The sequence below is a fragment of the Thalassospira sp. MIT1004 genome (genome assembly GCF_001858545.1).
In the GTDB taxonomy this organism is placed as follows: domain Bacteria; phylum Pseudomonadota; class Alphaproteobacteria; order Rhodospirillales; family Thalassospiraceae; genus Thalassospira; species Thalassospira xiamenensis.
Map to the genome: position 1 here is coordinate 26,038 of NZ_MCAO01000001.1, position 19,100 is coordinate 45,137.

Annotated in this window: 19 protein-coding genes and 1 pseudogene; 13 read left to right on the top strand and 7 right to left on the bottom strand. The window is 55.0% G+C overall.

The window, feature by feature from the left end; all coding sequences use genetic code 11:
• Window positions 1–198 precede the first annotated feature (198 nt).
• The 3 genes from BC440_RS00115 (at window position 199) to BC440_RS00125 (ending at window position 4,207) form a co-directional block, all read left to right on the top strand.
• Window positions 199–1,419 (top strand): argininosuccinate synthase, encoded by a 1,221-nt coding sequence (locus BC440_RS00115; protein ID WP_063092097.1) that lies wholly within the window; start codon window positions 199–201, stop codon window positions 1,417–1,419.
• An 82-nt stretch (window positions 1,420–1,501) separates the two neighbouring features.
• Window positions 1,502–2,248, top strand: a complete 747-nt coding sequence (truA, locus tag BC440_RS00120; RefSeq protein WP_063092144.1) for a tRNA pseudouridine(38-40) synthase TruA — start codon at window positions 1,502–1,504, stop codon at window positions 2,246–2,248.
• Window positions 2,249–2,503: 255 nt separating this feature from the next.
• Entirely contained in the window at window positions 2,504–4,207 is a 1,704-nt protein-coding gene (locus tag BC440_RS00125; RefSeq protein WP_063092098.1) for a methyl-accepting chemotaxis protein, read from the top strand.
• A gap of 29 nt (window positions 4,208–4,236) precedes the next feature.
• Here the strand turns inward: BC440_RS00125 and BC440_RS00130 are convergent, their stop codons facing one another.
• From BC440_RS00130 to BC440_RS00150, 5 genes are all read right to left on the bottom strand, one after another.
• A complete protein-coding gene (locus tag BC440_RS00130) occupies window positions 4,237–4,962 on the bottom strand; it encodes an LrgB family protein (RefSeq protein ID WP_062949716.1) in 726 nt (241 codons plus the stop codon).
• Entirely contained in the window at window positions 4,962–5,330 is a 369-nt protein-coding gene (locus BC440_RS00135; RefSeq protein ID WP_062960199.1) for a CidA/LrgA family protein, read from the bottom strand. Before BC440_RS00135 ends, BC440_RS00130 begins: the two co-directional genes overlap by 1 nt.
• Before the next feature lie 133 nt (window positions 5,331–5,463).
• Window positions 5,464–5,805 carry an arsenate reductase (glutaredoxin) gene (gene arsC / locus BC440_RS00140; RefSeq protein WP_063092099.1) on the bottom strand — a complete coding sequence of 114 codons (342 nt, stop codon included), beginning with the start codon at window positions 5,803–5,805 and terminating at the stop codon, window positions 5,464–5,466.
• 78 nt (window positions 5,806–5,883) lie between these two features.
• Window positions 5,884–6,624 carry a MauE/DoxX family redox-associated membrane protein gene (locus BC440_RS00145; protein WP_063092100.1) on the bottom strand — a complete coding sequence of 247 codons (741 nt, stop codon included), beginning with the start codon at window positions 6,622–6,624 and terminating at the stop codon, window positions 5,884–5,886.
• A gap of 122 nt (window positions 6,625–6,746) precedes the next feature.
• Window positions 6,747–7,457 carry a RecX family transcriptional regulator gene (locus BC440_RS00150; RefSeq protein ID WP_063092101.1) on the bottom strand — a complete coding sequence of 237 codons (711 nt, stop codon included), beginning with the start codon at window positions 7,455–7,457 and terminating at the stop codon, window positions 6,747–6,749.
• A 94-nt stretch (window positions 7,458–7,551) separates the two neighbouring features.
• Here BC440_RS00150 and BC440_RS00155 point away from each other — a divergent pair, with 94 nt between their 5' ends.
• The 6 genes from BC440_RS00155 to BC440_RS23460 all read left to right on the top strand — a co-directional run bounded on the left by BC440_RS00155 (window position 7,552) and on the right by BC440_RS23460 (window position 13,742).
• Window positions 7,552–8,346, top strand: a complete 795-nt coding sequence (locus tag BC440_RS00155) for an ABC transporter permease (protein ID WP_037989340.1) — start codon at window positions 7,552–7,554, stop codon at window positions 8,344–8,346.
• Window positions 8,347–8,578: 232 nt separating this feature from the next.
• A complete protein-coding gene (locus tag BC440_RS00160; RefSeq protein ID WP_063092102.1) occupies window positions 8,579–9,736 on the top strand; it encodes an aspartate aminotransferase family protein in 1,158 nt (385 codons plus the stop codon).
• Between the two features lie 11 nt (window positions 9,737–9,747).
• Window positions 9,748–10,665 carry an ornithine carbamoyltransferase gene (argF, locus tag BC440_RS00165; protein WP_007088293.1) on the top strand — a complete coding sequence of 306 codons (918 nt, stop codon included), beginning with the start codon at window positions 9,748–9,750 and terminating at the stop codon, window positions 10,663–10,665.
• Window positions 10,666–10,802: 137 nt separating this feature from the next.
• Complete coding sequence (locus BC440_RS00170; protein WP_007088292.1) at window positions 10,803–11,756, top strand: Hsp33 family molecular chaperone HslO; 954 nt, start codon at window positions 10,803–10,805, stop codon at window positions 11,754–11,756.
• Window positions 11,757–11,872: 116 nt separating this feature from the next.
• The gene (locus tag BC440_RS00175) at window positions 11,873–12,469 is read left to right on the top strand and encodes a hypothetical protein (protein ID WP_063092103.1); all 597 of its coding nucleotides are present in this window, start codon (window positions 11,873–11,875) and stop codon (window positions 12,467–12,469) included.
• 139 nt (window positions 12,470–12,608) lie between these two features.
• Window positions 12,609–13,742: an AraC family transcriptional regulator gene (locus BC440_RS23460; protein ID WP_063092104.1), complete on the top strand. Its 1,134-nt coding sequence runs from the start codon at window positions 12,609–12,611 to the stop codon at window positions 13,740–13,742.
• Here the strand turns inward: BC440_RS23460 and BC440_RS00185 are convergent.
• A complete protein-coding gene (locus BC440_RS00185) occupies window positions 13,702–14,757 on the bottom strand; it encodes an alpha/beta fold hydrolase (protein WP_063092105.1) in 1,056 nt (351 codons plus the stop codon). The genes BC440_RS23460 and BC440_RS00185 overlap by 41 nt on opposite strands.
• Before the next feature lie 141 nt (window positions 14,758–14,898).
• Window positions 14,899–15,138, bottom strand: a pseudogene (locus BC440_RS00190) (integrase core domain-containing protein); the annotation flags it as partial.
• Between the two features lie 76 nt (window positions 15,139–15,214).
• Here BC440_RS00190 and BC440_RS00195 point away from each other — a divergent pair.
• From BC440_RS00195 to BC440_RS00210, 4 genes are all read left to right on the top strand, one after another.
• A complete protein-coding gene (locus BC440_RS00195; protein WP_007088290.1) occupies window positions 15,215–15,721 on the top strand; it encodes a DUF305 domain-containing protein in 507 nt (168 codons plus the stop codon).
• 181 nt (window positions 15,722–15,902) lie between these two features.
• Complete coding sequence (locus tag BC440_RS00200; RefSeq protein WP_223304950.1) at window positions 15,903–17,378, top strand: beta-propeller fold lactonase family protein; 1,476 nt, start codon at window positions 15,903–15,905, stop codon at window positions 17,376–17,378.
• 201 nt (window positions 17,379–17,579) lie between these two features.
• The gene (locus BC440_RS00205) at window positions 17,580–18,119 is read left to right on the top strand and encodes a sigma-70 family RNA polymerase sigma factor (RefSeq protein WP_063092107.1); all 540 of its coding nucleotides are present in this window, start codon (window positions 17,580–17,582) and stop codon (window positions 18,117–18,119) included.
• Complete coding sequence (locus BC440_RS00210; protein WP_063092108.1) at window positions 18,116–18,988, top strand: anti-sigma factor; 873 nt, start codon at window positions 18,116–18,118, stop codon at window positions 18,986–18,988. Before BC440_RS00205 ends, BC440_RS00210 begins: the two co-directional genes overlap by 4 nt.
• The last annotated feature ends 112 nt before the right edge of the window (window positions 18,989–19,100 follow it).

Here is a 19,100-nt window from a genome sequence, read left to right on the forward strand (position 1 = left end):
CGGGGTGGAATTTTCGTACTTTTTGCGCCTTTTTGGCCGGAAGGGCATCTTGCCCCTTGCCCGGCAGTAGTGTTTTCCTATACTCCGCGCTCAAGGTCTAGGGGACTTTTGCAATGTATGTGTTGCAACCCCGCAAGGGACGTTGGCCTGAATGTGCCGCGCCCCGGTTTACATCGGAAGAAGAAAGGCGTCACTCCAATGAGCGATCAGGTCAAAAAGGTGGTGCTTGCCTATTCAGGCGGGCTTGATACCTCCATCATCCTGAAATGGCTGCGCGAAGAATATAACTGCGAAGTCGTGACTTTCACCGCCGATCTCGGCCAGGGCGAGGAACTGGAACCCGCCCGCAAGAAAGCCGAGATGTTTGGCGTCAAACAGATTTTCATCGAAGATCTGCGCGAAGAATTCGTTCGCGACTATGTCTTCCCGATGTTCCGTGCGAACGCCCTTTATGAAGGTGTGTATCTGCTCGGTACCTCAATCGCGCGTCCGCTGATTGCCAAACGCCAGATTGAAATCGCCGAAGAAGTCGGTGCAGATGCCGTTTCCCACGGCGCGACCGGCAAGGGCAACGATCAGGTCCGTTTCGAGCTTGGCTATTATGCGCTTAAGCCGAACGTAAAGGTCATTGCGCCTTGGCGTGAATGGAAACTGAATTCGCGTACCGCCCTTCTTAACTTTGCCCGCGAACATCAGATTCCGATCTCGGCTGACAAGCTGGGCGGGGATGAGCCCCCATATTCAACCGATGCCAACCTTCTGCACATTTCCTATGAAGGCAAGGCGCTGGAAGATCCGTGGGTCAAGCCGAACGAACAGATGTTCGAACGTACCGTGTCGCCGCAAAATGCACCCGATGCGATCACCACGATTGAAATCGAGTTTGAACAGGGTAATCCGGTTGCCGTGAACGGTGAACGTATGAGTCCGGCGACCCTTCTGACCAAGCTGAACGACGTTGCGGGCAAAAACGGCATCGGTCGTCTTGATCTGGTCGAAAACCGTTATGTCGGCATGAAATCGCGCGGCGTTTACGAAACCCCGGGTGGCACCATCCTGTCGGTGGCGCACCGCGCAATGGAAAGCATTACGCTTGACCGTAATGCCGGTCACCTCAAGGACGAGCTGATGCCGCGTTACGCCGAGATGATCTATAATGGCTACTGGTGGTCGCCGGAACGTCAGGCCCTGCAGCGCCTGATCGACGAAACCCAGAAAACCGTCAACGGTGTTGTTCGTCTTGACCTGTACAAGGGCAACGTCACGGTTACCGGCCGCAAGTCGCCGAACTCGATCTACTCCGAAGAGCATGTCACCTTCGAAGCTGATACCGTTTACAACCAGCGCGACGCAGAAGGCTTCATCAAGCTGAACGCTCTTCGCCTGCGTCTTGGTTTTGACCGCGACGGGATGAAGTAAGTTTCACCGTTGTGATCCATTACGAAACGAGGGGTGATCATCATCCCTCGTTTTTGTTTTGAAGCTTGGTTATAAGCACCCGATGCAGCGCTATAAATGTACCGTCGAATATAATGGACGTCCCTATCACGGGTGGCAGTTCCAGGACGAGGTGATCTCGGTCCAGCAGGTTTTTGAAACCGCGCTGGAAAAGTTCATCGGCGAATTCGTACGCGTATATGTATCTGGCCGAACCGATGCCGGGGTACATGCGTTTGGCCAAGTCGTGCATTTTGACCTGCCCCGTACCTATCCGGCCGATGCCGTAATGAATGCAATCAATCATCACCTCAAACCTGACCCGGTTGCCGTGATTGACTGCGTTGAAGTCGGTGAAGACTTTCACGCCCGGTTTTCATCCAAGAAACGGTACTACATGTATCGCATCATCAATCGGCGTGCGCCGCTGACGATTGATGCCGGTCTTGCATGGGGCATTTTCAAGCCGCTTGATATTGATGCGATGAACGAAGCTGCGGCCTATCTTATCGGTACGCATGACTTCACAACCTTCCGCGCAAGCGAATGCCAGGCCAAAAGCCCGATCAAAACACTGGAAAAGCTTGTCGTGACGCGCAGCGAGCATGACCCGCTTGATATTCGTGTGCATACCGAAAGCCGGTCATTCCTGCATCATCAGGTTCGTAATATGGTCGGTACTCTTGTTCTGGTCGGCAAGGGCAACTGGAAGCCGATTGACGTCAAAACAGCACTGGAAGCTTGCGATCGTAAGGCAGGCGGCCCGACTGCTCCGGCTGACGGGCTTTATTTCGTCAAGGTCGATTACTGAGCATTACGGATCTGCCGAAATTTGGCTTTCTGGTCGTTTTGATCATTTTTTGCACAAATGTTCAGTTGTTTTGATATTCTGTTCTTGAACTGACAGTTAAAGAACACCAGATTCCAATAGGATAAATGCGATTTTTAAATCGCTATGTTGTTCAGGTCTGATCCATCCTGACTATCGGTCAGGATTATGGGTTGTGGGAGTTTTTTGCGTTGGTGTCTTGGGGGCCAGTGCAATGGGGTCAGGGGGCGATAGATCATGTCCAGAAGTATTGTTTTCAAGGTTGCGTTGGCCGCTTTGATCATTTTGATCAGCGGTATTTTCCTGCTTGGCGTTGTGATCATGCAGCGTATTGATCAGCAGGTCAGTGATACCAGTCTGCAATCGCAAAAGCTCAACCTGCGTGTTGCCGCTCTTTTGTTGCAGGATGCCTATCCGGATTTGAAAGTGACCATCGGCGCCGATGGTGAAACGACCAAACTGGTTATGCCGGAAATTCCCGATCTTTCATCGCATAGCCTGATCGACCGTATCGGAACCGCCACAGGCCAGACGGCAACTGTGTTTTCCTGGGTGCCTGCCGAAAAGGACTTCATCCGCGTTTCGACCAATATCATCAAACCAGATGGCCAGCGGGCCGTTGGTACGATGCTGGGGAATGGCAGTGCTGCCTATGGCCCTACCACCTCGGGAAAAACATTCCGTGGCGAGGCGGTCATTCTTGGCACCGCCTATATCACCCAATATACGCCGATCTTTAATCCGGGCGGTGATGTGATCGGCATTCTTTATGTCGGTATTGCCAAGGCCGAAGTTGCCGAAGTTGCAACTGCTATCGAGCTTCGTATCGCGATTGCAGGTATTGTCGTTGCCCTGATCGCCGGGGTGTTGCTGGTGGTTCTGTTGCGCTGGCAGCTTGGCCCGCTTCACGTTCTGGGCAATACCATCGCCCGATTTGTGGATCGCGATTTTTCCGGTGAAGTCGCCTATACCGGGCGAACCGATGAGATCGGTGTGATTGCCGATGGTCTTGTCCGCTGGAAGGAAACAGCAGGCCAGATCAAGGAAGCCGAAGAAGCACGCATCACAGCCGAAAAACGTAACGAGGATGAACGCGTTCAGCAACGCAACCGTCTTGCTAAGCAACTTGAGGAATCGGTCGGTCAGATCGTTTCGTCGGTGCGTCAGGCGACCGAGGGCATGATGCGCTCGACCCGTCAGATGCGGGATTCTGCCGATCATTCGGTTCGCCAAAGCAGCCATGTCAGCGAAGCGGCCAACGAGTCAGCCCGAAGCGTGCAGACTGTTGCCGCCGCGACCGAGGAACTTTCGGCATCAATTACCGGCATCGGAAGCCAGGTTGACGAATCGACATCAATTGCGGAGACCGCCGTTACCGAAGCATCGCGGGCCAACGAAATGGTTAGCGGCCTCGCCGAAGCTGCCGAGCGGATTGGCGAAGTTGTCAGTCTGATTAACGATATCGCCGCACAGACCAACCTTCTGGCACTAAACGCCACCATCGAGGCCGCCCGCGCCGGCGAGGCGGGCAAAGGCTTTGCTGTTGTTGCGCAGGAAGTCAAAAACCTTGCCAATCAGACGGCAAAGGCAACCGATGAAATTGCCCAACAGATTGGCGCGATCCAAAGTGAAACCAAACTGACGGTCGAGGCCATCGAAAAGGTGACCCAGACCATCGCAACCATCAACGATATCACCAATGGCATTTCGTCGTCAGTGTCCGAACAGAATGCTGCTGTTGGTGAAATTGCCAATAGCGCCTCGACCGCATCGCGTGGTTCAAGCGAGGTTGTCAGCAATATCGAGGAAATCCATCAGGCCGCAAGCAGCAGCGGTGCTGCCGCAAGCGAGCTTGATACAAATGTCGGTGCCCTGTCAGGGCAGATCGAAACCCTTCACAGAACGGTCTCCGACTTCCTCAAACAGCTACGTGCCGGTTAAGGGTTTTGTGGCTTCGGGTGAGTTTCGGCTCACCCGAAGAACCAATGCCACAGGAATGGCAGGGTCAGGGCGGTGGCCAGCGTATTTAACCCCATCGCCAATCCTGAAAACGCCCCGGCTGTTTCATTGACCTGAAACGCCCGTGCCGTTCCGATTCCGTGTGCGGCAACCCCCATGGCAAATCCGCGCGCCCGCCAGTCTTTCAATCGGGCCAAATTCATCACCATCGGGCCCAGTGTTGCCCCGACAATGCCGGTTGCGATCACGCAAACCGCAGTCAGAGCCGGGACACCACCAATTTCATCGGCAATACCCATAGCAACCGGTGTCGTGACCGATTTCGGTGCTAGGGAAGCCAGTGTTTCCGGGCTCGCGCCAAGGATCCAGGCCAGAACAACTGTGCTGACACTCGCAACCAGCGATCCGAACAGCACACCGAAAATAATCACCGGCAATGCCCGTTTCAGTGTTTCCATCTGGCGAAACAGCGGTACGGCAAGTGCCACCGTCGCCGGCCCCAAGAGGAAGTGCACGAACTGTGCCCCTTCGAAATAGGTCGCATAGGGGGTGCCGGTGCTTTCCAGCAGCAACGCAATCAATGCAATGGCGATGACCACCGGATTGCAAACCGGATTGCGGTCGGTTTTCTGATACAGCCAGAATCCGATGGAATAGGCGACAAGCGTAATGGTAAGGCCGGTCAATGGCTTGGTCGAAAGATAAACCCAAAGCTGCGTGATATCTGTCTCGCCCATTATTTTGCGTCCCCGTCGCCGACGGATGCCTTGGGTTTGGGAAGAAGTTTCGACATCAGAAGGGCGGTCAGAACCATCGCAAGCAGGGTGGAAAAGATCAGGGCGGCCGTAATCGGCAACCAGTCCCCACGCAGCCGGTCAAGCTGTGTCACCACACCGACACCGGCCGGAACGAACAGCAGCGAAAAATGGATCAGAAGGTTATCGGCGGCATCGGTCAGAACCTTGGGCGGGTGGCGTTTGACAATCAGCCCGATAAACAAAAGCCCAAGCCCGATCACAGGGCCGGGTACAGGCAAGTCAAACAGTTCCGATATCACCTCGCCAAACAGCTGGCAGACAAGGATCAGGGCAAACGCAGCAATCATCAGCAACCTCCCGACATTTATGTCTTTGGATTAGACATAATGACTTTGCGCTCGTTCGACTTTTATTAATAACGAAAAACGCCCGTGCGGAAATGGCACAGGCGTTTGAAGTCATTCGATATTTCAGGTGACGCTAAAGAATTTCCAGAACACTTTCCGGCGGTCGCCCAAGGGCGGCCTTGTGGCCATTGACCACAATCGGGCGTTCAATCGCGCGCGGATGGGCACACAGGGCCCCGATCAGGGCGTCACCACGAAGATCGGCGATGCCTTCTTCTTTGGCTTCTTTCTTGCGCAGGATATCTTCCGGAGCCATGCCCAGCATGCCAAGAATTTCTTTTAATTCCTGTGGGGTGGGTGGTGTATCCAGATACTCGATCACGTCGGGGGTAATCCCCTGCTCCTCAATCAGTGCAAGAGTCTGGCGCGACTTGGAACAACGCGGATTGTGATAGATACGGACCATCATATTCATGGTTCTCCTTCACGTAAAAGGCAGCCTGTATCGGTTCTTTTTAGGGGCTCGATACCGATTGCACCAGTCTGTTGTTGCCTATTTCACCATCATCCAGATCGCCATCGCGACCATCATGATGTTTTCCGTCAGTGAAATGAAACCAAGCGGAACATTGCTGTCCCCACCGACACAGGCGCATTTGAGGTTGCGTTTGTCGATATAAACCGCCTTGAAAACCGATATCGCCCCGATTGTCCCGATGAAAAGGGCAACGGGAACTGCAATCCACATAAGCGCGCCAACAATCATAAGCACACCTGCCAGTGCTTCACCAAACGGGTAAAGATAGGCATATCGCACCCACCGTTGCGCCAGCAGGTCATACCCCAGAAACATGTTGGAAAAACTTTCGATATCCCGAAGCTTCAGGATGGCAAGGATGCACATCGACGTTGCGATGAACCATTCAACTGCCCGAACGGTCAGGAAATCGCCAAAAGCAGCCCAGCTAAGGCCCAGCGCCATAAGGGCTGCCATGCCAAAAACGGCAATGACCGGCTGATAGGTAACCGAATTGCCATCATTTACCGGCTTGCCGAAATATTCCCGCAATTCGTCATGGCCACCGATCCGTTCGCCATCAATGAATGTCTGCGGTGTCGTATCGACATTGTGTTCTGCCTGAAAGTCGTCGGTTTCTTCCCGGGTGGTCAGCCAGTGATCATCGACGGCGTATCCTTCGCTTTTCAAAAGATCGCGCGATTTCAGGCCGAACGGGCAGATATGCTCGTCCATCACCATCCGGTAAAGCGTTGCCTTGCGTGTCTGTGCGGTCATGACTTGATCTCTCTCGTCTTGCCTTTGGGTCTACGCTTTTATGGAACTTGTCGGGTCGGCATTTGTTCCACATAACGCAGAAACGCCTTCTTTCGGGGATTCGAAAAACCCCAGGGCGACAATCAGATGCCGTCAATCATGGAGAGCAGATCGTTCAGGTGATCCAGATCGCTATCAATGATCCGGGTGGCGGTGTCATAGCCAAACCCCTGTCGTGCAAGTGCGGCCAGATCCTTGTCGCGTTTTTCATCCCGCTGGTCGGGGCGGCGAAACGGGCCAAGCCGACGGCGTCGGGCATAGGCCGCGGCGGCGGCAAGGTTGGGATCAGTACCCCGGACATCTTCATAGGCCGCCTGATCGGCTTCCTGCCTGAGGTCGGTGATGGTGTCATCGATCATGTGCGATGCAATGCCGCGTGCATTCAGATCGGCGGCAATAACCCGTATGGCCTTGCCCTTGCGCAGAAGCGATCTGGCACGTCCCTTGGCATAGGCGGTGTCATTGATAAATCCGGCATTCTCGCAAGTGTTCAGAACGCTTTTCATCCATTCTTCGGCTTCCTGCGGATCGGTGTCGTATTCCGCAACTGAAATCCTGATCTTACCACGCATCAGTTTTTCAAGCCGGGCGCGTGACGCGGCAAAGCGTTCCAGATACCAGGTGGCATAATTCATCAGATAGTCGCGCGTTACCCGGCGCGGCTTTTTGGGTTCGCGTGGGTTATGGTCTTTACCTTTAGCCCTGCCTTTGCCGGTAAAACTGGCGTTTCCGCCAAATTTTTCCGCTTGGCTGTCAGGCGCTAAATCACTGCGGTTTTCGTGTGATTCTTTCATTTCACCCAATGCTGATCGATACGCACCCTTGCACTTGATGCCCGACTCTCCCTATTTTACCGGCAATTGTCTGCATTTTTTCGAAGGATTTTTCATGCAAGAGCTAGCACCGCGTCAAATGGGCGCGATCAACTGGCTCGGTCTGTGGACGCTTTATGCCAAGGAAGTTCGACGTTTTCTGAACGTCCATCTGCAAACCATCGGGGCCCCGGTGGTTACCAGCCTGTTATTCATGGCGGTCTTCCTTCTGGCACTCGGGCGCGCGGTCGAGACGGTCAATGGCGTTCCCTTCGCCACCTTCCTTGCCCCCGGTCTGGTCATGATGACCATGGCCCAAAACGCATTTGCCAATACCTCAAGCTCGATCATCATATCGAAAGTACAGGGCAATATTGTCGATGTTCTGATGCCACCGCTTTCGGCCGGTGAAATGGTTGCCGGTTTTGCCTTCGGCGCGGTTACGCGCGGCATCATGGTGGGTGTCGCCACCACCATTGTCATGGCGTTCTTTGTTGATGTCGGCATCCATAATATCTGGGCTATCCTGTATTTCGGAATCTCTGCATCGCTGATGTTGTCGCTTCTGGGGATTGCCGGTGGCGTCTGGTCGGAGAAATTCGATCACATTGCTGTTGTGACCAACTTTGTCATCACCCCGCTTTCCTTCCTGTCGGGCACGTTCTATAGCGCCGAAAACCTGCCCGAAGCTGGCAAGGTACTGGTCCATTACAACCCGTTCTTCTACATGATTGACGGGTTCCGCTATGGTTTTACCGGGGTTTCGGACGGCACGGTAATGACCGGAGTTGTGGTCTTGGCCGTGGTCAATGTCCTGCTTTGGATTCTGTGCTATCGGATGATCAAAAGCGGCTACAAGCTCAAGGCCTGATCGCCAAAACAGGGCGGATTTCAGCATTAAATTCCGTTTAAGGGCAGCATTCCGCATCGGATGCTGCCCTTTTTCATATCAGCCCTGTCTATCTAAGGGGTTTTGCGTCGTTGACAGAGGTCAGGAATCTCTTGATACTCCGCGGCTTCCCGGTATTCTGCTGGAGCTGACCTGTTGGTCAGGAATGATTTTTTACCCCTGATTGAGGAATGAAGAAGTGATTACTCCCGTCATGCCGACCTACGCGCGGGCCGATCTGGCCTTTGAGAAAGGTGAAGGACCTTATCTCTATGCGCAGGACGGCCGACGATTCCTCGATTTCGGGTCGGGTATTGCAGTGAATACCCTTGGCCATGCGCATCCGCATCTGGTCGAAGCCTTGACCGAACAGGCCAAAAAGGTTTGGCACACGTCGAACCTGTACCGGATTCCGGGGCAGGAAAAGTTGGCAGCACGTCTGGTTGAAAATACCTTTGCCGACACCGTGTTCTTCTGCAACTCCGGGGCGGAGGCCAACGAAGCTGGCATCAAGATGCTGCGCCGCTACCAGTATGTCAGCGGTCATGCCGAAAAGAACCGGATTCTGGTGGCAACCAATGCCTTCCACGGTCGGACGCTTGGTACCCTGACCGCCGGTTATAGCGATAAATACCGCGAGGGCTTTGGCCCGATGCCTGATGGTTTTGATCGTGTGGCATTTGGCAATCTGAACGAATTGCGCGATGCGATCACGCCCGAGACCGCCGGTATTCTGGTCGAACCGATCCAGGGTGAAGGTGGTATCTGCAAGGCCCCCGAAGGGTATCTTGAAGGGCTGCGCAAGGCTGCCGACGAGTTCGGCCTGCTGGTCATGTTTGACGAAGTCCAGACCGGCGTTGGTCGCACGGGCAAACTTTACGCCTATGAATGGTCGGACATGGTTCCTGATATCATTTCGTCGGCCAAGGGCCTTGGCGGTGGTTTCCCTGTCGGGGCTTTGCTTGCCAATGAAAAGGCGGCGGCGGCCCTGACGGCGGGTATGCATGGCACAACCTTTGGCGGTAACCCGCTTGCCATGGCGGCTGCAAATGCGGTCCTCGACGAAGTTCTTAAACCCGGTTTCATGGACAATGTTCTTGCCATGAGCCAGTTGATCCGTGACGGCCTTGCGGTCATTGCCCGCAAACATCCGGGCTTTATCGCGGAAGTTCGTGGCATGGGCCTGCTTTTGGGCATGAAAACTGTGCCGACCAATGTTGATGTTGTCGCCAAGTTGCGTGAACTGGGTCTTTTGACCGTTCCGGCAGGCGATAATGTGGTGCGCCTGTTGCCGCCGCTTAACATCACCAAAACCCATGTCGACGAGGCGCTGGCAGCAATCGATGCCGCCGCGGCAGCCTTGGCGCAATAAGGAAGATTGAAATGACTGATATCAGGCACTTTCTCGATCTCGACAAAATGTCGGCGGGAACGCTGAACGATATTCTTGAACTTGGAGCGGTGGAAAAGGCAGGCAAGGCACCGTTTGGTGACAAACCGCTGGCGGGCAAAACCCTTGCCCTGATCTTTGAAAAGCCGTCAACACGTACACGTGTGTCTTTCGAAGTCGGCATGCGACAGCTTGGCGGTGACGTTGTAATCCTTGATGCCGCAAGTTCGCAACTTGGCCGTGGTGAAACCATTGCCGATACCGCGCGTGTCCTGTCGCGGTTTGTTGATGCGATCATGATCCGTACCACGGACGAATCGAAACTGCTGGAACTGGCGAAATATGCCACCGTTCCGGTGATCAATGGCCTGACCGATCAAAGCCACCCCTGCCAGATCATGGCCGACCTTATGACCGTCAAGGAACACAAGGGCCGCCTTGAAGGACTTAAATTCGCCTGGGTCGGGGATGGCAACAATGTTTCGGCGTCCTTTATTCATGCGTCGCCGAAATTCGGGTTCTCGCTTGATATGGCCTGTCCGGCGGGTTATCGCCCCAATCAGGGCCTGATCGAAACCGCTAATGCGGAGGGTGGCAAGGTTCGCATGACCGATATGGACAGTGCGCTGGACGGGGCCGACGTCATCGTTACCGACTGCTGGGTTTCGATGGGGGACGAGGACGCCGATGCCCGCATGGAAGCATTGGCCCCCTATCAGGTCAATTCCGCCGCGATGGCCAAGGCAAACAAGGATGCGATCTTCATGCATTGCCTGCCTGCCCACCGTAACGAAGAAGTCACCGACGATGTGATCGACGGGCCGCAATCGGTGGTGTTTGACGAAGCCGAAAACCGTCTGCATGCGCAGAAAGGGGTTCTGCTATACTGCTTTAATGGCTTGCCTTCCTGACGGTGCAGACTAAATAGGCATCAGAATTTTGGGGCGGACAGTGATGTTCGCCCCTTTGCTTTGGCGTGACATGGCTGGACAATGCGGTTCTGCTGTTGTTATACGCCCCGGAACACGTAAAAACGCGGAACCCGAAAATGCAGATCGCTGTCGATTTTTGTCAGCCCTTCACGCTGGATCATTCCAATATTCGCGGCCGTTTCGCACGGCTTGGCCCGACGGTGCAGACCATCATCGGTCAGCACAGCTATCCGTCGCTTGCAAATCATCTGCTGGGCGAAATCATCGGGCTGGCTGTCCTGCTGTCCTCGGCGCTGAAATACGAAGGCCTTTTCACCCTTCAGACCTCGTCTGATGGTCCGATTGGCATGATGGTTGTCGACGTCGATAGCGATGGCAACATTCGCGCCTGTGCGCGTGTTGACGAAGACCGCCTCAGCACCATGATTGCAGCCGAAGACGGCGGTGAAGACGCCCTGCGCGGACAGGTGCACAAGCTGATGGGGCATGGCCATATCGCTTTCACCGTGGATCAGGGCGGTGATCATGAACGCTATCAGGGGATTGTATCGCTTGAAGGCAATACGCTTGCGGAATGTGCGGAGGCCTATTTCCGTCAGTCCGAACAGATCGAAGCTTCCTTCAAGCTTGAAGTCCATCAGGGTGAACAGGCCAATGACTGGTGGGTTGGCGGTCTGTTCCTGCAGCGTCTCCCGGCCAGTGCTTCGGGCGATGCGGCAACCCCGGAAGAAGCAGAAAAAATCACCGAGGACTGGAACCGCTCCAAGATCCTGATGGCAAGTGCGACCGAAAACGAACTGGTCGATATTTCGCTATCCGCCCATGACCTGATCTGGCGTCTGTTCCATGATGAAGAACCGCGCGTGTTTGATCAGACGGCGTTGCAGTTCAAATGCCGTTGCTCGCGCCAGAAGATCGAAGGCGCGCTTGTATCCTATCCGCTTGAAGAACTTCTAGATATGCGCGAACCCGACAGCGGCGAAGTCGCGGTTTCCTGCCAGTTCTGCAACACGCGATATGGCTTCAACGAGGCCGATCTGCGTGCGCTCAAATCCGGCGAGGATGCATAAGTTTCTGCATCGGGGCGGTTTTTGATCGTCACAGCCTTGCCTTAATCATCAAGCAACGTCACCATGCCCACACAAAGGTATGGTGGCGTTTTTATTTGAGGCAGGAGAAAGACTTGATGAAGGCATTGTCCATCAATGGAATGCGCATGGCCCTGGCGGGTGCGGTTGTTGCTCTTCTGGCGGCCTGTACCAGCGCACCGGTGCAAACCTATCCCGATGTGACCTGGCGCCATCTCGACCCGATTGTATTTGCAGCCGGGCCGATTGAAAAAGTGGCAGCCTATCCGGCCGGGGGTGACAACAACCTTGAGAGCTATCTGCCGTTCAGCCTTGGCAAGATGGCGATGAACTGGCCTGATGACCGCATCCAGACGGCAGGCACCAGTGATGTTTTGCGTTATAGCGTGACGGAGGCATCCATTACCTCAAGCGTGCTTAAGACGAAGAAGGGTTTTTCGGGTGTTTTTACCGATGATCAGTCCGAAAAGGTCGAAATGAAAGTTTCGGCCAAGCTTGAAGTCCTTGATCCGAACGGCACCCAGAAGGGTGAAGTTGCTGCAACCGCAGTTCGCACCCGGACCCTATCGGAATCGATGTCCGTCGCCGAACGTGAAAAGGCGGTCTATGACGAAACTGCAACGCTCCTGATGGACCTAGATCGTGAACTGGAACGCCAGATCAATAACAATCTGGGGCGTTTCCTGCTGCAGTGATCGACTTCCTGTTTGGGATTTGAACAAAGCCCAAAGACCGCGATGATCGGCCATCGCGGTCTTTTTTGTTGCGCGCCACTGCGACACGCGGGACAAACATCGAGTTACGATTTCCAGTTGCCAGATTGTGCCAAGCCTTATGTTTGAGATCCCGTTGCCCTTCGTTGTTGCCTTGTTGCTGGCGATTTTGCTGGTGCGCCTGACCCTGCGCGGTCCGGCCGGGCCTGTCGGGCGGAGCATGCGGATATTCGTTGCCGCCAGTCTGGCACTGGTGATTATGGTCGGGTTGCGCTGGCAATTTGATCTTTTGGTTTTCCGTTTCTTGCGACCCTTATTTGCCGCGATGCTGCCGCCCATCGCCTGGATATGCTTTGCCGCACTCGGTTCGGAGGAGCGGTCGCAAACCAGATGGCGTTGGCTGCACATTATCCCGGTTTTGGCGATTTTCATCGCAAGTCTGACCTGGCGAAAATGGCATATCCAGGTTGATTTCCTGATTTCAGTGGAGTTTGCCGGATATGGTATTGCGCTAATGATTCTGGCCAGCCGCGGCGAAGACCGTTTTGCGCAGGCACGGCTGGGCGATATCGGATCGGTTCGGGGCATTGTTGCCGTGGTTGGCGGGGCGCTGATTTTCTCAGGGCTCGTTGACGGGCTGATCGCCCTTGATTTCAGCATCACGCAAGGCACAAACGTTACAACAATCGTCGGCTATGCGCAGTTGGTTGTTCTGGTGGTGTTGGCGTTGCTCATGGTCCGGTTAGAGCGGCTCAGTCCGCAGACCACGCAGTTGACTGACAGCGTGACCGAACCCGCACTTGCGCAGCACAAAGACGACCGCAAAGACAACAACGATATCGCCGGGGATGATGCCATCCTTGCTGCGATTGATGAGGTCATGCGCACGCAGCATCTGTATCGGGATCCTGATCTGACACTGGATCGGTTGGCGCGCCGTGTGGTGATCCCGGCGCGGCAAATTTCCGGGGCGATTAACCGCCGGTTCGGGCGCAATGTGTCACAGGTCGTCAATGAATACCGCGTGGCAGAGGCGCAAATTCTGTTGCAGACGACCGCTAAGCCGGTAACCGAAATCATGTTTGACTGCGGGTTTCAGACCAAATCGAACTTTAACCGCGAATTTGGTCGCGTGACCGGGATGGGTCCACGGGCATATCGCGACGCGGACCCAAGTTCTGATCAACTGGCCCCCGATCAACCGTTCGGTCCGATCAGGAAGCTGTTTTTAGAGAATGCAGAAAGTCGAGAATAAGCGTGATGGTCTGTTGATGCAGATCTGATCGATCCGTTGCGTCATCGCCATCGAGACAGATAATGCCATCACCCGGGACGTCCTGTTCAAGGAGGATCGCGGCATTTGGTTTGCATTCCGGCAGGAAGCTGAAATGCGCGGCATCGGGCAGGTCATGATATTGGACTAAGTTGGTCGGCATGTGTTGGATCAGATAACCCGATTCAAGTTCCTTGGGGATTTTCGGATTGGATGAACCGGCAGCAATGACCAGAACCGGGATGTCGATGGCCGCCAGACTTTCCGGGGTAAAACCACGGGCAAGGCCAAGATCAAGCGAGATCGCAGCACGAATGCGTTTGTCTTTAAGGTCGGCGGCAAGCTTTGTGCGTTCTTTTGGTGTACGGCCTACTTCAAGTTCTTTGAGGCCATCACAGGCGGCGAGTTCGGGATGCTGTTTGCAGTCCCCGTCCATGTGATCCATGTCCATCTGCGCGCCTGCGAGCTCAAGTGCAGTCCATCCGCCCAGTGAATGACCAATGACCGTGATGTTGGTTCCGTCCAGATGGGGCGACCATGCGAGATCTTCGGTCAGCGATGTGATCAGGTGACTGATATCAAGCGGGCGGAGCCATAATGCAGATCCGACTTCGGCGGTAACATCGCGGCTGGTGGTTCCGGGGTGATTGATCGCGGCCACCACATAGCCCGCCTGCGCCAGTGCGGTGGCAAGCCATCCCTGATTGCGCCAGTTGCCGCCAAACCCGTGCGACATCACGACCAAGGGATGGCGTCCGTCCTGAATTTTGGCATCAGGCTGCACCATCTGACCGAAAAAGACCGGGTTTTCGCCAACAGGTACTGCCGGGTATGTATCGCTGGTCGGATACCAGATTGCACCAACCAATGCGCGGTTCCCATCGCTTGCGCCGATGGTGGTTTCCGTGAAACCAACGGCATAGGGCGCGCCATGAGATGGTGTGGCCATGACAAAAGCCGCCAGAGTGGCCAGCGTGGTGACGGTAAAACGCAACATGCTTGATCCTTCAAACCAAATGAAATGATGCGATGAGTTTTACCGGTCGGGGAGCTGTTGGCGTCCTGGATCGCGATCAAGGACCTTTCAGTGTGCCGTCCTAAAATACGTTGACGGTTTTTCCAGAAGCCAGCGGCCTAATCATCCGCTGGCTTTTTGATGCACGCATTCTGGTGTTTGCATTGCCAGAGCGATGTGCGGTCGCATGGTATTGTAAGCATTGATGGCTTCGTTGAACAGCTTGGCTAGATCTTCGAATGTTTTGCACCGGTGCAGGATGAACTCCTGTTTGAGAATGCCATTGACGCGCTCGGCCAAAGCGTTCTGATAATGGTCATATCCATCCGTCATCGACGGGGTGATTTGATTTTTCAAAATTTTTTTTCCAGCATCTTGGAATAATTGGGCCTGCCAGCTGTCTAACCTTTATGTCGTCATTGAACATAGAGGTCCCCCGATGTCCCACGCTTCGTTTTCGCCCCGTTCCTTTGTTGCGCGCCGCATCATGGCGTTTGGCGTATTTGCCTGTATGTCGGTTGCCGGAATTGTCGGCATGGCTATTGTCGCCAATGCCCATAACGGTGTTGATCATAGCAAACAGGGTTCAATGCCCCGTGATGATCACGAAGCCCATAGCGGGCATACCATGCCCGAAAGCGCATCGGCTGATATTCCCGAACATGAAAAGCCGTTTCTGGCAAAAAATGCGGCCGCCATGGACAAGATGATGGCTGATATGAATGTCGCGCCGACCGGCGATATTGATCGGGATTTTGTGGTCATGATGGTCCCGCATCATCAGGGGGCAATTGATATGTGCGCGGCCTATCTGCCTTATGCCGGCAATACGCAGCTCAAACGCCTGTGTCAGGAAATCATTGTGACCCAGCAACAGGAAATTGTTGCGATGTATCTCGCCATCGGGGCGGAATTGCCGCCTTCGGCCCCGGCATCGACTCGTTAACCACGAATGCCCATGCCTACGCAGTGGCAACCGTTCACCGCCTAACATTGGCCGCCTGTTACCTGCCTATCGCCTTTCTTCGATATATTTCTACGCCTGCTGCATTTCCGTGCGCCATATCTCCGCCCCTGGTCAGAAGAAACCAAGGGCAGGGTAAGTCGCCTTACGCCAAGGAGTACTCATGAAGAATATTTTTGCCAGAACCCTTATGGCCAGAACCCTTATGGTCTGTACGCTTTTAGCGGGCAGTTCCGCCATCGTTCTCGCCGGACAGGCCCCCTATCCGGCGGCCAGCCCCGACCGGGTGCTGGGCCATCAGGATCGGGTTTATTCCGCCGACCAGTTTTCAAATACAGTGTCGGTGATTGACCCTGCCGATAATAAATTGCTGGGCGTGCTGCGCCTTGGCGATCCGCAGCCGCGCAACCTCAGCCCGCTGTATCGCGGGCAGTTGCTGGTGCATGGCTTGGGATTTTCGCCCGATGGCAAAACGCTGGCGGTTGTCGCGGTCGGCAGCAACGCCATCAGTTTTATCAACACCCATGACAACACTGTCCTGCACACCACCTATCTGGGCCGGTCCCCGCATGAAACCTTTTTCACACCCGATGGAAGTGAAATCTGGGTAACCATCCGCGGTGAGGATTATGTTCAGGTGCTGGATGCCAAGACATTCGAACCCAAAACCCGTATCCAGACCCCTGCCGGTCCGGGCATGCAGATTTTCTCGCCCGATGGGAAATATGGCTATATCTGTTCGTCTTTCAATCCGGAAACACTCGTGGTTTCGGTGGCCGATCACAAGATCGTCGGCCATGTGAAGCAGGCCAGCCCGTTCTGCCCGAACATTGCCGCCAACCCCGACGGCAGTCAGGTGTGGTTCACCCTTAAAGATATTGGCAAAGTACAGATATTTGATGCCAAACCGCCCTTTGATGTGATCAAGACGATTGATACCGGCCCGATCACCAACCATGTAAACTTTGCCCGCACGGCCAAGGGTAATTTTGCCTATGTCACGATTGGCGGCCTTAATCAGGTCAAGGTGTTTGATACGGAAACCTTTGAACAGGTGGCGACCATTCCGGTCGGGCGGCTGCCCCATGGTCTGTGGCCATCTGGCGATGGATCGCGGGTATATGTTGGGATTGAAAACGATGACCAGCTGATGGCGATTGATACCGCCACCAACAAGGTGATTGCATCCATTCCTGTCGGTCAGGCCCCGCAGGCCATTGCCTATGTCCCCGGTGCGGTAACCGAAGGGACGGGAACCGACAATCTGGAACCGCTGAAGGCAACGGAAAATTCGGTGCAGCTGTCATTGCGTGCGGTTGGCGGGGCCAGGGATGGTTCGGCACCCAGCAACGTGTCGCTGTTTGATCAGGGCCTGACACAGGTGGTGCAGGCCTCGGTCACCGGTCTGGAACCAGGAAAGGAATACGTCCTTGCACTGGCGGGCAATCCGGATGGCAGCGGAACATTGCAGGCCCTGTCGAATTTCAAGGCCAACCCGACCGGGGCAAGTATTGTCAATGCGCTTGGTCCGATCCGCCAGTTGGTCAAGGGCGAGGATGAGCAGCCCAAACGTTATCTGGTAGTGGCTCTGAAAACCGCCGATGGTATTGGCGCACCGGTGCAGGTTCAGGCCGACTGACCCGATATGGTATTTCACCCCGGTTCCGATGCGAGCCGGGGTGAAACGGATTATATACGAAACGGATTGCATTATTTGTCCTGCGATCCGTTTGGTGTCCTTCATTGCCAGATGCCCGGCACCGTATTGGCAATGGAGGTGTCTGGCCCCAGCACAAGAATTACCAGTGCCACAACACGCCCCTGTCACAGGACGATAGGAATGCATGACGACATGATCCGGCGGATAGAACCGCTGATCCCGGCCCTTCGGCGATATGCGCGTGCCCTTTGTGGTGATCGCGCGCAGGCCGATGATCTGGTGCAGGATTGTCTGGAACGCGCCATCAGTCGCTGGCACCAGCGCCGCGATGATGGCAATACACGCACATGGATGTTTACCATCCTGCATAATCTAGCGGTCAATTACTGGTGCCAAAACCGGTATCGCGGACCGCATATCGCTCTTGATGATACGGTCGAAACCGCATTTGCCCATGACGGTACACAGGAAAACAGCCTGCATTATCAGGATGTGATGGGCGCGATTGCAACCCTTCCCGATGATCAGCGCAGCATTCTGCTGCTGGTATCGATCGAAGATCTGTCCTATGCAGAAACGGCAAAGGTGCTGGATATACCGTTAGGGACGGTTATGTCGCGTCTGTCACGCGGGCGAGAAAGATTGCGCCAGATTCTGGATGGTGACAGGCGGAACAACGGGGATCGTCAAAGCACCCCAAATTTGCGGAGGGTCAAATGAGCCACAGCCCCATTTCAGAAGACGATCTGCATGCTTTTGTTGATGGTGCGCTTGATGGGGCGCGCCACGATGCGGTGGCGGCCTATATCGCGCAGCATCCCGATATTGCCAGACGGGTTGATGCCTATGCCCGGCATCGCGACCTGATGCGCGCGGCTTTTGCCCCGGTGGCCGATGAACCGGTGCCATCGCAATTGAATTTGCATCACCTGATCGAAAACCGCCGTCATGACGGCACGTCGGTAACCGATCACCGTCAGGATGGATTTCAGGGTGGGAATGCGGGCGGCCGGATTGCGTGGTTTGGCGGTTGGCAGGGGGCGGCAGCCGCGATTGTTTTGCTGTGTGCCGGTGGCGGGGCCGGATGGGGATTGCACGGATTTGTGCAAAATCCCGATGTGCCGGTTTTGACGGCATTGTCGGCGCCTGAAGGGATTGGTGCTTTAGCACGCGAGGCATCGGCCAGCTATGTCGCCTATGCCCGAGATCGCAACCGGCCGGTCGAAATCCGGGCGGATAAAACCGATGATTTGCTGCGCTGGATCAGTGATCGGGTCGGGATGAATTTGCATGTACCCGATCTGACGGCGGATGGATACCGGTTTATGGGCGGGCGGGTTGTCGCTACCGATCACGGCCCGGCGGCAATGCTGATGTATGATGATGATCAGGGGGTGCGTCTGGTGATGCTGGCCCGACCGATGCAGGCTGACCAGAATGCCCCGATGCAGGAACATCATGCCGATGGTGTCACCGGGTTTTCCTGGGCATCGATGGGCACGGGTTACAGTGTGGTCGGGCCGCTATCCGATGACCTCTTGCACCCGGTCGCCGATCAAATGCGCAAACAGCTAACAACCCCGGCATAGGCCGGGACGGTTTGACGAATACCGGATGCAGGACCGTTTTACACAGTCCGGCATCCGGGCCGGTGATAGAGGCCAGAACAGGGCGCTTAGCAACGACTGCGTTCGCTGCTGC

Coding starts and splice junctions, on each gene's coding strand:
- BC440_RS00115 (WP_063092097.1), top strand. CDS start 199: ATGAGCGATCAGGTCAAAAAGGTGGTGCTTGCCTATTCAGGCGGGCTT.
- truA (WP_063092144.1), top strand. CDS start 1,502: ATGCAGCGCTATAAATGTACCGTCGAATATAATGGACGTCCCTATCAC.
- BC440_RS00125 (WP_063092098.1), top strand. CDS start 2,504: ATGTCCAGAAGTATTGTTTTCAAGGTTGCGTTGGCCGCTTTGATCATT.
- BC440_RS00130 (WP_062949716.1), bottom strand. CDS start 4,962: ATGGGCGAGACAGATATCACGCAGCTTTGGGTTTATCTTTCGACCAAG.
- BC440_RS00135 (WP_062960199.1), bottom strand. CDS start 5,330: ATGATTGCTGCGTTTGCCCTGATCCTTGTCTGCCAGCTGTTTGGCGAG.
- arsC (WP_063092099.1), bottom strand. CDS start 5,805: ATGAATATGATGGTCCGTATCTATCACAATCCGCGTTGTTCCAAGTCG.
- BC440_RS00145 (WP_063092100.1), bottom strand. CDS start 6,624: ATGACCGCACAGACACGCAAGGCAACGCTTTACCGGATGGTGATGGAC.
- BC440_RS00150 (WP_063092101.1), bottom strand. CDS start 7,457: ATGAAAGAATCACACGAAAACCGCAGTGATTTAGCGCCTGACAGCCAA.
- BC440_RS00155 (WP_037989340.1), top strand. CDS start 7,552: ATGCAAGAGCTAGCACCGCGTCAAATGGGCGCGATCAACTGGCTCGGT.
- BC440_RS00160 (WP_063092102.1), top strand. CDS start 8,579: ATGCCGACCTACGCGCGGGCCGATCTGGCCTTTGAGAAAGGTGAAGGA.
- argF (WP_007088293.1), top strand. CDS start 9,748: ATGACTGATATCAGGCACTTTCTCGATCTCGACAAAATGTCGGCGGGA.
- BC440_RS00170 (WP_007088292.1), top strand. CDS start 10,803: ATGCAGATCGCTGTCGATTTTTGTCAGCCCTTCACGCTGGATCATTCC.
- BC440_RS00175 (WP_063092103.1), top strand. CDS start 11,873: ATGAAGGCATTGTCCATCAATGGAATGCGCATGGCCCTGGCGGGTGCG.
- BC440_RS23460 (WP_063092104.1), top strand. CDS start 12,609: ATGTTTGAGATCCCGTTGCCCTTCGTTGTTGCCTTGTTGCTGGCGATT.
- BC440_RS00185 (WP_063092105.1), bottom strand. CDS start 14,757: ATGTTGCGTTTTACCGTCACCACGCTGGCCACTCTGGCGGCTTTTGTC.
- BC440_RS00195 (WP_007088290.1), top strand. CDS start 15,215: ATGTCCCACGCTTCGTTTTCGCCCCGTTCCTTTGTTGCGCGCCGCATC.
- BC440_RS00200 (WP_223304950.1), top strand. CDS start 15,903: ATGAAGAATATTTTTGCCAGAACCCTTATGGCCAGAACCCTTATGGTC.
- BC440_RS00205 (WP_063092107.1), top strand. CDS start 17,580: ATGCATGACGACATGATCCGGCGGATAGAACCGCTGATCCCGGCCCTT.
- BC440_RS00210 (WP_063092108.1), top strand. CDS start 18,116: ATGAGCCACAGCCCCATTTCAGAAGACGATCTGCATGCTTTTGTTGAT.